At 62.9% G+C, this 14312-nt stretch carries 13 protein-coding genes; 12 read left to right on the forward strand and 1 reads right to left on the reverse strand.

The features are described from left to right. The first annotated feature begins 22 nt into the window (after positions 1-22). From HBO12_RS12335 to HBO12_RS12345, 3 genes are read left to right on the forward strand one after another with little or no spacing between them, the layout of a single operon-like run. The gene (locus HBO12_RS12335) at positions 23-1048 is read left to right on the forward strand and encodes an aminoglycoside phosphotransferase family protein (protein WP_170042256.1); all 1026 of its coding nucleotides are present in this window, start codon (positions 23-25) and stop codon (positions 1046-1048) included. Beyond that, positions 1045-1719 carry an N-acetylmuramate alpha-1-phosphate uridylyltransferase MurU gene (gene murU / locus HBO12_RS12340; protein ID WP_169953817.1) on the forward strand — a complete coding sequence of 225 codons (675 nt, stop codon included), beginning with the start codon at positions 1045-1047 and terminating at the stop codon, positions 1717-1719. The genes HBO12_RS12335 and murU overlap by 4 nt, the downstream gene beginning before the upstream one ends. Before the next feature lies 1 nt (position 1720). Next, positions 1721-2488, forward strand: a complete 768-nt coding sequence (locus HBO12_RS12345; protein WP_170042257.1) for a DnaJ domain-containing protein — start codon at positions 1721-1723, stop codon at positions 2486-2488. Between the two features lie 37 nt (positions 2489-2525). Here HBO12_RS12345 and HBO12_RS12350 read toward each other — a convergent pair whose 3' ends face one another. After that, positions 2526-3503: an alpha/beta hydrolase family protein gene (locus HBO12_RS12350; RefSeq protein ID WP_170042258.1), complete on the reverse strand. Its 978-nt coding sequence runs from the start codon at positions 3501-3503 to the stop codon at positions 2526-2528. A 61-nt stretch (positions 3504-3564) separates the two neighbouring features. On the opposite strand from HBO12_RS12350, the gene HBO12_RS12355 reads away from it, so the two are divergent. The 9 genes from HBO12_RS12355 to HBO12_RS12395 all read left to right on the forward strand — a co-directional run bounded on the left by HBO12_RS12355 (position 3565) and on the right by HBO12_RS12395 (position 14312). Continuing rightward, positions 3565-5958 (forward strand): PAS domain-containing sensor histidine kinase, encoded by a 2394-nt coding sequence (locus HBO12_RS12355; RefSeq protein ID WP_170042277.1) that lies wholly within the window; start codon positions 3565-3567, stop codon positions 5956-5958. A gap of 68 nt (positions 5959-6026) precedes the next feature. After that, positions 6027-6656 (forward strand): response regulator, encoded by a 630-nt coding sequence (locus HBO12_RS12360; protein WP_169953820.1) that lies wholly within the window; start codon positions 6027-6029, stop codon positions 6654-6656. A gap of 291 nt (positions 6657-6947) precedes the next feature. Beyond that, positions 6948-8060, forward strand: a complete 1113-nt coding sequence (locus HBO12_RS12365; protein WP_029296791.1) for an ABC transporter ATP-binding protein — start codon at positions 6948-6950, stop codon at positions 8058-8060. Between the two features lie 46 nt (positions 8061-8106). Beyond that, positions 8107-9147, forward strand: a complete 1041-nt coding sequence (locus HBO12_RS12370) for an ABC transporter substrate-binding protein (RefSeq protein WP_169953821.1) — start codon at positions 8107-8109, stop codon at positions 9145-9147. A 155-nt stretch (positions 9148-9302) separates the two neighbouring features. Further along, positions 9303-10550: an ABC transporter permease gene (locus tag HBO12_RS12375; protein WP_170042259.1), complete on the forward strand. Its 1248-nt coding sequence runs from the start codon at positions 9303-9305 to the stop codon at positions 10548-10550. 12 nt (positions 10551-10562) lie between these two features. After that, on the forward strand, positions 10563-11390 hold the full coding sequence (locus tag HBO12_RS12380) for an ABC transporter permease (RefSeq protein ID WP_029296783.1): 828 nt from the start codon (positions 10563-10565) through the stop codon (positions 11388-11390). Positions 11391-11589: 199 nt separating this feature from the next. Further along, positions 11590-12738, forward strand: coding sequence for an iron-containing alcohol dehydrogenase (locus HBO12_RS12385; RefSeq protein ID WP_170042260.1), 1149 nt, complete (start codon positions 11590-11592; stop codon positions 12736-12738). Positions 12739-12822: 84 nt separating this feature from the next. Beyond that, on the forward strand, positions 12823-13497 hold the full coding sequence (gene rpe / locus HBO12_RS12390; RefSeq protein WP_169953824.1) for a ribulose-phosphate 3-epimerase: 675 nt from the start codon (positions 12823-12825) through the stop codon (positions 13495-13497). Further along, positions 13494-14312 (forward strand): phosphoglycolate phosphatase, encoded by an 819-nt coding sequence (locus tag HBO12_RS12395; RefSeq protein ID WP_170042261.1) that lies wholly within the window; start codon positions 13494-13496, stop codon positions 14310-14312. The genes rpe and HBO12_RS12395 overlap by 4 nt, the downstream gene beginning before the upstream one ends.

The raw sequence follows: 14312 nt of genomic DNA on the forward strand, positions 1-14312 counted from the left end.
AGCGCCGTCGGAGACCCTTGTAATGCCCGACCAAGATCTACGTTTGCAACACCTGAAAGTCTGGCTCGATCAGCAGTTACCCGAGCTTTTCCTTGCCCAGGGATGGGGCCCCGTACCCCCGGCTACATTGACTGCGGCCAGCAGCGACGCGAGTTTCAGACGGTACTTCCGTTGGGAGGGCGCAGGTCGCACATTTGTCGTGATGGACGCTCCGCCCCCCCAGGAAAACTGCAAACCTTTCGTCGATATCGCGCGAATGTTGGCTAAATCAGGAATAAATGTTCCACAAATTTTTGCTGAGGATCTGTCCCAAGGCTTTCTTTTGCTCAATGACCTGGGCAAAAACACCTACCTGGATGTGATTGACGGGGAAAATGCCGACCAATTGTTTGCCGAGGCCATCGACGCGCTCCTGGCGTTCCAGCAATTGCCGATGGACGCCGGCTTGCCCAGCTACGACGTGCCGTTGTTGCGCCGGGAGCTGGAGTTGTTCCCCGAGTGGTACGTGCGCCGGCACCTGGGCATCGAGTTCGATGCGCAGCAGTCGGCCCTATGGCAGCGGGTCAGCCAGTTGTTGATCGACAGCGCCCTGGCCCAGCCCAAGGTCCTGGTGCACCGCGACTATATGCCGCGCAACCTGATGATCAGCGTGCCGAACCCTGGCGTGCTGGACTTCCAGGACGCGGTCTACGGCCCCGTGACCTACGACATCACCTGCCTGTTCAAGGACGCCTTCCTCAGTTGGCCCCAGGCACGGGTGCGCGAATGGCAGCGCGGCTATTGGCAGCGTGCTGGCCAATTGGGCATTCCGGTACAGGCGGATTTTGAAGACTTCCTGCGTGCCAGCGACTTGATGGGGGTGCAGCGGCACCTCAAGGTCATCGGTATCTTCGCGCGTATCTGCCACCGTGATGGCAAGCCGCGCTACCTGGCGGACGTGCCGCGCTTCTTTGGCTATATAGAAGCGGTGCTGGCCGATCGGCCGGAACTGGCCGACCTTGGCGAGTTGCTGTCGAGCCTGCGCCAACCGGCCGAGGCCCACGTATGAAGGCCATGATCCTGGCGGCCGGCAAGGGCGAGCGGATGCGTCCGCTTACCTTGCACACTCCCAAACCACTGGTCCAGGCCGGTGGCAAGCGCCTGATCGAGTACCACCTGGAGGCGCTGGCGAAAGCGGGGTTCACCGAGATCGTCATCAACCATGCCTGGCTGGGCCAGCAAATCGAGCATTACCTGGGGGACGGCGCGCAGTACGGCGTGCGCATCCAGTATTCGCCCGAAGGCGAGCCGCTGGAGACCGGTGGCGGGATTTTCCAGGCCTTGCCCCTGCTGGGAGACGAGCCGTTCCTGGTGGTCAATGGCGATATCTGGACCGACTACGACTTTGCCCGCCTCAAGCAGCCCTTGAGCGGTCTGGCGCACCTGGTGATGGTCGACAACCCGGCCCATCACCCCAGTGGTGGCGATTTCTATATCAAGGACGGTTTGCTTCATGATGCAGCGCCCGATGCCGATAACCTGACCTTCAGTGGCATTTCGCTGCTGCATCCCAAGCTGTTTGCGGGTTGCAGCGCCGGTGCCTTCAAGCTAGCGCCCTTGTTGCGCGCAGCGATGGCTCAAGGCTTGGTCTCGGGGGAACACATGGATGGACGCTGGATTGACGTCGGTACGCTGGAGCGCCTGGCGCAGGTAGAAAACCTGCTGACCGTGGGCCAGTAAGATGCTGTGGCCAGGGACTTTGATCGGCGCCGGGGCGGGGTTTGCCATCGCCAGTATTCCGGGGGCCATGCTGGGTGCGCTATTGGGCCAGGCGCTGGATCGACGCCTGCAATTGCGCAGTTGGGCGCAACTGCGCGAGCGCCTGGGTGGCCGTCCGGCGCTGCGTAACGACGAACTGCTGTTTGTGTTGCTGGGCCGTTTGGCCAAGAGCAACGGGCGAGTGGTCGACGGGCATATCCAGCAGGCGCGGGTGGAGATGCGCGCGCTGGATATGACCGAGCCGGCCCAGCGCCGAGCGATTGCGGCGTTCAATCGGGGCAAGTCGGGGACCGATCGGGTGCGCAGTTACCTGCGTGTGCTCAAGTCCCAGCCCCATGCCGCAGAAGGCGTGCTGCGTGCCTGCTGGCGCATGGTCTGGGCCGACGGCAAGGCCAGCCTCGCCGAGCGCGACCTGATTGACCTCTGGGGCAAGTGGCTGGGGTGGACGCCGCAACAGATCCAGGCCCTGGCCCACGACTACGAGCCGGAGCGCAAGCCCCTGGCCACTCGTGGTGGCACCTACCAGGAAGCACTGCGGATTCTGGGGGTGACGGCCACGACAGAGCCGGCTGTGATCAAGCGTGCCTACCGACGACTGCTCAGTCGCCATCATCCGGACAAGATCGCCGGCAGCGGCGCCAGCCCCTCGCAGGTACGCGAGGCTACGGAGCGTACGCGCGAGCTGCATAGCGCCTACACGGTGATCCGTGAGCAGCGGGATTTCCGCTGACCTTACAGGAGCCGGCTTGGCGGCGAGGGGAGGTGGGTCAAGTCCCGCTGCCTTGCGGGCTCAACCAGCCGCGAATACGCCGGTACAACTGTTCCTGGGCCGCTGAACTATTGCCGGGGATAGTCTTCAACGACACCTGCTTATAGTTGTCATTCTTCAGTCGTTTGCTCGCCTGGCCGCGTTCCAGCGCCATTTTCCTGGCCTGGGCATTGTCCTGGTAGAAGACATCGGCCGTTGCCAGCTTCAAGGTCGGCGCCAGCTGTTGCAGGTTCGGTTGGCGGCCTATCGGCGTTTGCGCCGCGACCATAATGAATTTCTGCACCTGCGCGGGTTGTTTTTCGCTCAGGTAGCGCGCTGCCCACCAGGCCCCGGTGCCGTGGCCCAGCAGCACTACGCTGTGGGCGTTCTGGGTCTGGGCATAGGCGACGGCGGCATCGATGCGGGCGAAGATCCGGGTCGCATCGGTCTTGTCCTGCTCATCCGCGCCGGGGACCACGGCCGGGTCGGTGCCTTCGGCTTCGGCGCTAGCGGCCTGTTCGATCGGCTTGGGCGCGGCGGTGCTGGCATCCTTGCTGCTGGTGTCGACGGCTGAGTCGGGGGCCTGGATGATTCGGGGCGCCAGGGTGTCCAGGCTCTGGTCCGGCAATGACAGGCTCAGGCTGCCCCACTCGGCATCTGGCAGCTTCTGGCGCAAAGGCCCGACGGCTTGCGGCCAGTCAGCGGTTTCCCCGGCGCCGGGGACGATAATCACCACGCCTTGCGGCTCGGCGCTGTTGGCCGGCTTCCACAGGGCCAGGAATGACTCGTCGCCAGCCTGCAATTGCTGCTGCTCCTGAGGCGGCAGTTGTCGCTCCAGGGCGCTGGCTTCCTCCTGGCTGCGCTCGAGCAGAGGCTGGCGTTGCGGTGGCTTTTCGGCGGCAGCCGGCGCGTTGTCAGCCGCCTGCACGCAAAAGGTGCTGGTAAACAGGAGCGACAGGCACAATGCTGGCAGTGTCGAACGGTGAAGCAGGGGCATAGTGCAATTCCGGCCAGAAGTGATCCCGGCAGCCTAATGGGTTGGATGTGAGATGTGAATGATGATTTTTCGCTGTCTGCTGGTTATCGGCTATCTGTGCTTTCCCTTGATGGCAAGTGCTGCGCCCGCGTCCGTGGTGTCGCCGGCGGTGCTCAACCCCCAGCAGCGCGAGTGGCTGGCGCAGCACCCGCAACTGCGGGTCGGCGTGGTGTTGCAGGCGCCTTACGCGCAATATGACCGACGCCTGCAGCGGTTGTCCGGGGCCAATGTCGAGCTGATGCAGGCATTGGCCAAGGCGTTGAACATCGAGCTGAGCTGGCGCAACTTCCCCACGCAAGAACAGTTGGAGGACGCCTTGCGCGAGGACGCGGTCGACCTCGCGCCGGGCCTGCTGCAAACCCCGGCTGGCCTGCGCCTGTGGTTGTTTTCTGACCCGTATATGCGCGTGCCCCAGCACATCGTCGGCATTCGTGACGGCAGCGGCGCGGTGGACCTGGAAAAACTCGACGAACACTCAAGGGTCGCCGTGCGCATGCCCAGCGCCGTGGCTGATTACCTGCGCAGCAATTACCCCAACCTGAACCTGCAAGGCGTGCCCCTGGAGCGCCAGGCCCTGCAATTGTTGGTCAGCCAGCAGGCGCGCTATGCCGTGATCGATGAGGCGCAGTTGAGCCGGCTGTCGGTCGAGCCAGAGTTCGCCAGCCTGGCGGTGGTGGGTGATATTGGCTTGCCGCAATTGCTGCGGGTGGCCACTCGGCGTGACTGGCCGGCCTTGGCGGACATTGTCGAGAGCGGCCTGCGGGCCATTCCCGCCCGTGAGCTGGAGCAATTGCACGCCCGTTGGCTGCAAGCCAAATACCCACGGCTGTCGGAATCACCGGGGTTCTGGCAAAACCTCAGCCTGTTGCTGGGCCTGTTGTTGCTCGCGTGCCTGGCGGTTGCTGTGTGGCAGCGTCGGCAAAAACATGCCCTGGAGCACCAGTTGCTGGCCGCGCGCGAGGAAAGCGCTGCCCGTGCCGCAGGCGCCGAAGCGTTGCGCCTGACCCAGTTTTCCATCGATCAAAGCACCGTCGGCATTCTCTGGGTCAATTGGGACAGCCATGTGCGCTACGCCAACGTCGCCGCCGAAGCGATGCTCGGCTACGGCCCGGGCGCGTTGATCGAACGCCCGTTGATCGAGTTCGAACCCAACTTGAGCATGGACCGCTGGCTGAACCTGTGGAAACGCGCCCGGGCCAGTGAAGACGGGCCGCAGAGCTTTGCCACCCAGTGCCTGCGCGCGGATGGCAGCCTGTTGCCCACGGATGTGTCCTTGAGTTTTCTGCGCTTTGCCGGTGGCGAATACCTGGTGGTGTACCTCAACGACGTTACCGAGCGCCGCCGGGCCTTGGCCGCGTTGCAGGAAAGTGAAGCGCGCCTGCAAGGCATCGCCGCCAATGTGCCGGGGTTGGTGTTTCGCCTGGAGCGCCTGCCGTTGAGCGCCGCCATCGATTTTGCCTACATCAGCGAAGGCAGCGAGCGCCTGGTGGGTTATTCGCCGTCCGTGCTCAGCCACCGCGATGTGGGGCTGCGTAGCCTGGTACACCCGGATGATCGCGCCAGTTATCACCAGACCCAGGACCAGGCCATCGACACCGAGAGCAACTGGTCGTGGCAGGGCCGCATCCTCACTCGGCAAGGCGAGCAGCGCTGGGCCGAGATCAAGGCCGTCACGCGGCGCCTGGAGGATGGCGCGGTGGTCTGGGACGGGATCGTCTGGGACATCAGCGATAGCAAGCGCATCGAATTGGAACTGGACGCTTCGCGGGCGCAGCTGCGCGAGCTGTCGGCCCACCTGGAGACCGTGCGCGAGGAGGAGAAAGCGCGGATCGCCCGCGAAGTCCACGATGAGCTGGGGCAAATGCTCACGGTGCTGAAGCTGGAAACGTCCATGTGCGAGTTGGCCTACGCGCAATTGGACCCCGGCCTGCACGAGCGCCTGAACAGTATGAAGCGCCTGATCGCGCAGCTGTTTCAACTGGTCCGTGATGTGGCCACCGCGCTGCGCCCGCCGATTCTCGACGCCGGGATCGCCTCGGCCATCGAATGGCAGGCGCGGCGGTTCGAAGCGCGCACGCAGATCCCTTGCCTGGTGCAAGTGCCGGATAATCTGCCGGCATTGAGCGACGCCAAGGCCATCGGCCTGTTCCGCATCCTGCAAGAGGCGCTGACCAATGTCATGCGCCATGCCCAGGCGCATACTGTGGAGCTGACCCTGGTGGTGGAGGGCGCCAATCTGCGCCTGACCATCAGCGATGATGGCGCAGGGTTCGTCCCCGCGCCGGGACGCCCGGTATCGTTTGGCCTGGTGGGTATGCGCGAGCGGGTGCTGATCATGGGCGGGCGGTTGACCCTCGACAGCGAGTTGGGGGAGGGCACCACCCTCAGCGTTACAGTGCCGTTGGATTCGCCATAGATCCCTTGTGGTCTTGCTCCCACATTTTGAATGTCGGCGTTTAATCGCTATAGAGAGAGGAAATTGCCGTGATCCGCGTATTGGTAGCCGAAGACCACACCATCGTCCGTGAAGGCATCAAGCAGTTGATCGGCCTGGCCAAGGACCTGCTGGTGGTGGGCGAGGCGGGGAACGGCGAGCAGTTACTGGAAGCCTTGCGCCATACACCTTGCGAGGTGGTGCTGTTGGATATTTCCATGCCCGGGGTCAACGGCCTGGAGGCGATTGCGCGGATCCGTGCGCTGAACAATCCACCGGCAATCCTGGTGTTGTCGATGCATGACGAGGCGCAAATGGCCGCCCGGGCGTTGAAGGTCGGCGCGGCAGGGTACGCCACCAAGGACAGCGATCCGGCGCTATTGCTGACGGCGATCCGCAAGGTGGCCGCGGGCGGGCGCTATATCGACCCGGACCTGGCGGACCGCATGGTGTTCGAAGTCGGCCTCACTGACACCCGGCCGTTGCATTCGCTGTTGTCCGAGCGCGAGTTCTCGGTGTTCGAGCGTTTGGCCCAGGGTGCCAACGTCAACGATATCGCCCAGCAACTGGCCCTGAGCAGCAAGACCATCAGCACCCACAAGGCGCGGTTGATGCAAAAACTCAACATTACCTCCCTGGCAGAACTAGTGAAGTACGCGATGGAGCACAAACTCCTGTAGGCGCCCGGCTTGCCGGTGGTGGCTATCTTGAGGGCGCCATCGCCGGCAAGCCGGGCTCCTACAGGGAGGCGTATCTATTTGCGACACCCCGGCAGCACCCCGCAGCCCATGCCTGCGGCTTGTCGCGTCCTCCTGGCAGCCCAACTGTCCCATGCCCGCCATCCGTGTAGGGCAATCCCTACCCCGAACCTTCCACCGCGCTGATGCCAATCTCTCTTGCGCCCCGATTTTCGTGGGCTGGCGCCTGGACTACGCTTGCTCCACAGCAGTCCAAAACACAAAGGTGCGGGTATGAGCGAGGTGGATTCAAATGATGTGCTGGTCAGCTTTCGTGGTGTGCAAAAGAGCTACGACGGCGAGAACCTGATCGTCAAAGACCTCAACCTGGACATTCGCAAAGGCGAGTTCCTCACCCTGCTGGGGCCGTCCGGCTCGGGCAAGACCACCAGCCTGATGATGCTGGCGGGCTTTGAAACGCCGACCGCCGGGGAAATCCTCCTGGCCGGGCGCTCCATCAATAACGTGCCGCCGCACAAGCGCGACATTGGCATGGTGTTCCAGAACTACGCGCTGTTCCCGCACATGACCGTGGCCGAGAACCTGGCGTTCCCCCTGACGGTGCGGGGCTTGAGCAAGACCGATGTCAGCGAGCGGGTCAAGCGCGTGCTGAGCATGGTCCAGCTCGACGCCTTCGCCCAGCGCTACCCGGCGCAGCTCTCCGGCGGCCAGCAACAACGGGTGGCCCTGGCCCGCGCACTGGTGTTCGAGCCGCAGTTGGTGCTGATGGACGAACCCCTCGGCGCCCTCGATAAACAGCTGCGTGAACACATGCAGATGGAGATCAAGCACCTGCACCAGCGCCTCGGCGTGACGGTGGTCTACGTGACCCACGACCAGGGTGAAGCCCTGACCATGTCCGACCGGGTGGCGGTGTTCCACCAGGGCGAGATCCAGCAGATCGCACCGCCGCGCACCTTGTATGAAGAGCCGAAAAACACCTTCGTCGCCAACTTCATCGGCGAGAACAACCGCCTTAACGGCCGCCTGCACAGCCACACCGGCGAGCGCTGCGTGGTCGAGCTGGCGCGGGGCGAGAAGGTCGAGGCGCTGGCGGTGAATGTCGGGCAGATCGGGGGGCCGGTGACGCTGTCGGTGCGCCCGGAGCGGGTCAGCCTCAACGGTTCCAGCGAAAGCTGCAGCAATCGCTTCTCGGGTCGGGTGGCCGAATTTATCTACCTGGGCGACCACGTACGTGTGCGCCTGGAAGTCTGCGGCAAGGCTGATTTCTTTGTGAAACAACCGATCGCCGAGCTGGACCCGGCGCTGACGGTCGGCGATGTGGTTCCGATTGGCTGGCAAGTCGAGCACGTTCGCGCACTCGACCCACTTCTAGAGGCGAACTGATCGCCCCCTTGGCTTCATCCAACCCTGCACGTGGAGAGAACAATAAATGTTGAGATCCCTGAAATTGACCGCCCTGGCCATTGGCCTGGCGGGTGCTTCACAGGTCATGGCAGGTCCTGACCTGACGGTGGTGTCGTTTGGCGGCGCGAACAAGGCGGCCCAGGTCAAGGCCTTCTATGCGCCGTGGGAAAGCGCGGGCCACGGCAAGATCATCGCCGGCGAGTACAACGGCGAGATGGCCAAGGTCAAAGCCATGGTCGACACCAAGAGCGTGTCCTGGGACCTGGTGGAAGTCGAATCGCCGGAGCTGTCCCGTGGCTGTGACGAAGACATGTTCGAGCCGCTGGACCCTGCACTGTTTGGCAACACGCAAGATTACGTGAAAGGCGCGATCCAGCCCTGCGGCGTGGGTTTCTTCGTGTGGTCCACCGTGCTGGCCTACAACGCCGACAAGCTCAAGGCGCCACCAGGCGGCTGGGTGGATTTCTGGGACACCCAGAAATTCCCCGGCAAGCGTGGCCTGCGCAAAGGCGCCAAATACACCCTGGAATTTGCCCTGATGGCTGACGGTGTAGCGCCCAAGGATGTCTACAAAGTGCTGGCCAGCAAAGATGGCCAAGACCGCGCCTTCAAGAAACTCGATGAGCTCAAGCCGTCGATCCAATGGTGGGAAGCCGGCGCCCAGCCGCCGCAGTACCTGGCCTCGGGTGATGTGGTGATGAGTTCGGCCTACAACGGCCGGATCGCTGCCGTGCAGAAAGAGAGCAACCTGAAAGTGGTGTGGAACGGCGGCATCTACGATTTTGATGCCTGGGCGATCCCCAAGGGCCTGGGCAAGGAACGCGCCGAGGCGGCGAAGAAATTCATCGCCTTCTCCGTCGCACCGCAACAGCAGAAAACCTATTCGGAAAACATCGCCTACGGCCCAGCCAATACCCAGGCCGTACCGTTGCTGGCCAAGGACATCCTCAAGGATATGCCGACCACCCCGGAAAACATCGCCAACCAGGTGCAGATCGATGTGAGCTTCTGGGCGGATAACGGCGAGCAGTTGGAGCAGCGCTTCAACTCCTGGGCTGCCAAGTAATAAGCCCCACCGCTAAACCCCTGTAGGAGCTGGCTTGCCTGCGATGGCATCACCTCGGTAGACCTGACACACCGAGGCGCTGCCATCGCGGGCAAGGCCGGCTCCCACAAGGGGCCTTTCACACGGGTTCAACTGTAGATTTTCCGGAGTTTGCCATGGCCATCGCCGTTCCCTCGAACGAGGTCACCACCCCCAGCTTGAAACAGCGCCTGGCCCGTGCCGAGCGGCTTAACCGCTGGAAGGCCCAGGCCTTGATCGCGCCGCTGGTGGTGTTTTTGCTGCTGGTGTTCCTGGTGCCCATCGTTGCGCTGCTCTACAAAAGCGTCGGTAACCCGGAAGTGGTCGCCGGCTTGCCGCGTACCGTGGTGGCGGTGACCACCTGGGATGGTCGCGGCTTGCCCGACGAGCCGGTGTATCAGGCTATCAGCGAGGACCTGGGCGAAGCCCGTAAAAACCAGACCTTGGGCGACCTGTCCAAGCGCCTGAACATGGAACTGGCGGGCTATCGCAGCCTGTTGACCAAAACTGCGCGGGCGCTGCCGTTTAGCGAAGTGCCGGCCTCTTATAAAGAAGCGCTGGAAAACCTCGACGAACGCTGGGGCGACCCCGCGTACTGGCAGGCAATCCGCCGCAACACCAGCAGCCTTACGCCTTATTACCTGCTGGCGGCCGTCGATCATCGGATCGACGACCTCGGTGAAGTCGCGCCGGCCACCCCGGACCAGGCGATCTACCTCGATATCTTCGCCCGCACCTTCTGGATGGGCCTGGTGATTACCGTGTGCTGCCTGCTGCTGGCCTATCCGCTGGCGTACTTGCTGGCCAACCTGCCGGCGCGGCAAAGCAACCTGTTGATGATCCTGGTGCTGCTGCCCTTCTGGACCTCGGTACTGGTGCGTGTCGCCGCGTGGATTGTGTTGCTGCAGTCCGGCGGCTTGATCAACGGTGCGCTGATGAGCCTGGGCATTATCGATAAGCCCCTGGAGCTGGTGTTCAACCGGCTTGGGGTCTACATCTCCATGGTGCATATCCTGTTGCCGTTCATGATTTTGCCGATCTACAGCGTGATGAAGGGTATTTCGCCGACCTATATGCGTGCGGCGATTTCGCTGGGCTGTCACCCCTTTGCCAGTTTCTGGCGGGTGTACTTCCCGCAGACCTACGCGGGCGTCGGTGCCGGCTGCCTGTTGGTGTTTATCCTGGCGATTGGCTATTACATCACCCCGGCCCTGCTGGGCAGCCCTAACGACCAGATGGTCAGCTACTTCGTGGCGTTCTACACCAACACCAGCATCAACTGGGGCATGGCCACTGCGCTGGGCGGCTTGCTGCTGCTGGCGACCGTGGTGCTGTACCTGATCTACAACTGGCTGGTGGGCGCCAGCCGCCTGCGCCTGAGCTGAGGAGCGCCTGACATGTCCAGCAGTCCTTATATGTCACCCATAGAGCGGGTGTGGTTCTACAGCTTGCGGATCCTCTGCGGCCTGATCCTGTTGTTCCTGATCCTGCCGGTGCTGGTGATCATCCCGCTGTCATTCAACTCGGGGAGTTTTCTGGTGTACCCGCTGCAGGGGTTTTCGCTGCACTGGTACCAGGACTTCTTCGCCTCGGCGGAATGGATGCGTGCCCTGAAAAACAGCATCATCGTCGCCCCGGCGGCCACGGTGCTGGCGATGGTGTTCGGTACATTGGCGGCCATCGGCCTGACCCGTGGGCATTTTCCCGGCAAGGCGCTGGTGATGGCCCTGGTGATTTCGCCGATGGTGGTGCCGGTGGTGATTATCGGCGTGGCGAGTTACCTGTTCTTCGCTCCGCTGGGGCTGGGCAACAGCTTCTTTTCACTGATCGTGGTGCATGCGGTACTGGGCGTGCCCTTTGTGATCATCACCGTGTCGGCAACGTTGCAGGGCTTCAACCATAACCTGGTGCGGGCAGCGGCCAGCCTGGGGGCATCGCCGCTGACCGCGTTTCGCCGGGTGACGCTGCCGCTGATTGCGCCGGGGGTGATTTCCGGGGCGCTGTTTGCCTTTGCCACCTCGTTCGATGAGGTGGTGGTAACGCTGTTCCTCGCCGGGCCCGAGCAGGCCACCTTGCCTCGGCAGATGTTCAGCGGCATCCGCGAAAACCTCAGCCCGACCATTGCCGCTGCAGCGACTCTGCTGATTGCCTTCTCGGTGGTGCTGTTGCTGACCCTGGAATGGCTGCGTGGGCGCAGCGAAAAACTGCGTACGGCACAGGTCTGACTGCTGAAACCCTATCATCTGTAGGAGCTGGCTTGCCTGCGATGGCCTCGACTCGGTACGAGGCCATCGCAGGCAAGCCAGCTCCTACATTGACCGGGTTCGCTTTGAATGATCTGGCCATTCAGCCGCTGAATGGCAGACAACCCATATTCCCCAGCTATTCTTGTGCCAGCCCCCAACTTTATAAGAGGCCGCGCACATGAGTATCTCCTCATTCAAGATCGCCCATAAATTGCTCACCGGCCCAGGTGCCATCGAGCAATTGGCCGCCGAGCTGACCCGGATGGATGTCGATAACCCGCTGATCGTCACCGATGCCGCACTGGTCAAGTCCGGCACGGTGCAATTGGCGTTGGCGCAGTTGGGGGATCGCCCCTTTGAGATTTTCGACCGGGTACTGCCCGACCCGGAGATCGCCATCGTCGAAGACTGCATGCAGGTGTACCGCGAAGGCGGGCATGACGGCCTGATCGGTGTGGGCGGCGGCAGTGCCATCGATATTGCCAAGAGCGTCGCCGCCTATGCCGGGTATCACGGCGCCCTGGCGGATTTGTTCGGGGTGGACCAGGTGCCGCGCAAGGGCCCGCCGCTGATCGCCATTCCCACTACGGCCGGCACCGGGTCGGAGGTGACCAATGTGGCGATTCTCTCGGACAAGGCCGCGCAATTGAAAAAAGGCATCGTCAGCGACTATCTGCTGCCGGACGTTGCGCTGATCAGCCCGCAAATGACCCTGACCTGCCCGCGCAGTGTCACGGCGGCCAGTGGTGTGGATGCCCTGGTGCATGCCATCGAGTCGTATCTGTCGCTGAACGCTTCGCCGATCACCGATGCCCTGGCTATCGGGGCGATCAAGTTGATCGCCAAGGCCTTGCCCAAGGCCTACGCCAACCCTTCCAACCTGCAGGCGCGTGACGATATGGCCACCGCCAGCCTGATGGCCGGCATGGCCTTCGGCAATGCCGGGGTGGGCGCGGTGCATGCGTTGGCCTACCCGTTGGGCGGGCGTTTCAATATTGCCCACGGGGTGAGCAACGCATTGCTGCTGCCTTACGTGATGCACTGGAACAAACTGGCCTGTGTCGAGCGCATGCAGGATATCGCCCAGGCCATGGGGGTGAACGTCACGGGCTTGAGCGTCAACGATGCGGCGGACCAGGCCGTGGCGGCCATGACGCGACTGTGTGCCGCAGTGGAGATCCCTTCCGGCCTGCGCAGCTTTGGCGTGCCCGAGGATGCGATCCCGGCCATGGCGGTAGAGGCGGCGGGAATCGAGCGCCTGATGCGCAACAACCCACGCAAGCTGAGCGCGGCGGATATCGAGAAAATCTACCGCGCCGCCTACTAACCATTGAGTCAGGTCACGGTGCGCGCAGCAAAGCATGAGGTATACAATGCGCGCCATCGTGATTTAGCTCAGAAAAGGTGCGTCATGCAGCCCTTCGTTATTGCTCCATCGATCCTCTCCGCCGACTTCGCCCGCCTGGGTGAAGAAGTGGACAACGTGTTGGCCGCCGGTGCCGACTTCGTACACTTCGATGTCATGGACAACCACTATGTGCCGAACCTGACCATCGGCCCGATGGTATGCGCGGCGCTGCGCAAGTACGGCGTGACCGCGCCCATCGATGTGCACCTGATGGTCAGCCCGGTGGACCGCATCATCGGCGACTTCATCGAAGCCGGTGCGACCTACATCACCTTCCACCCGGAAGCCACGCTGCACATCGACCGTTCCCTGCAACTGATCCGCGAAGGCGGCTGCAAGGCCGGGCTGGTGTTCAACCCGGCGACCCCGCTGGACACGCTCAAGTACGTGATGGACAAGGTCGACATGGTCTTGCTGATGAGCGTCAACCCAGGGTTTGGCGGGCAGAAGTTCATCCCCGGCACCCTCGACAAACTGCGTGAAGCCCGTGCGCTGATCGATGCCTCTGGCCGCGATATCCGCCTGGAGATCGACGGTGGGGTCAACGTCAGCAACATCCGTGACATCGCGGCGGCTGGCGCCGATACCTTCGTCGCCGGCTCGGCGATCTTCAACACTCCTGACTACCAGGAAGTGATCGCCAAAATGCGTGCAGAACTGGCGCTGGCGCGTCCATGAGCGGTTTTGAGCAGCTGTTCCCCGGTCAATTGCCGCGGCTGGTGATGTTCGATCTGGACGGCACCCTGGTCGACTCGGTGCCGGACCTGGCGGCTGCGGTGGATCACATGTTGCTCAAGCTGGGGCGCAAACCGGTCGGTATCGAGTCGGTGCGCGACTGGGTCGGCAATGGCGTGCAGGTGCTGGTGCGCCGTGCCTTGGCCAACCATATCGACGCCGAGGGCGTCGATGACGTGGAAGCCGAGCACGCGCTGGAACTGTTCAATGCGGCCTACGAAGACGGCCACGAACTGACCGTGGTTTACCCCGGCGTGCGCGACACCCTCAAGTGGCTGCACAAGCAGGGCGTGGAAATGGCCCTGATCACCAACAAGCCGGAGCGCTTTGTCGCTCCGTTGCTGGACCAGATGAAGATCGGCCGGTATTTCCGCTGGATCATCGGCGGCGATACCCTGCCGCAGAAAAAGCCCGACCCGGCGGCGCTGTTCTTTGTGATGAAAATGGCCAATATCCCGGCTTCCCAGTCGCTGTTTGTCGGCGACTCGCGCAGTGATGTGCTGGCGGCGAAAGCGGCGGGGGTCAAGTGCGTGGCCTTGAGCTACGGCTACAACCATGGCCGGCCGATCGCCGAAGAGTCGCCGGCGCTGGTCATTGATGACCTGCGACGGCTAATCCCCGGTTGCTTGGGAGCGGGCGCTGAGATAACGTTGCCCGACGCTGTCCCATCCCCTTCTGGAAATCCCATCGTGGTGGTCACTCGCAAACTCTGGATGAAAGTCATCAAGGCCCTGGCCCGCTGGCGTTGGCGCGCCTGA

The organism is Pseudomonas sp. WS 5059, assembly GCF_012985525.1.
Taxonomy (GTDB): Bacteria; Pseudomonadota; Gammaproteobacteria; order Pseudomonadales; family Pseudomonadaceae; genus Aquipseudomonas.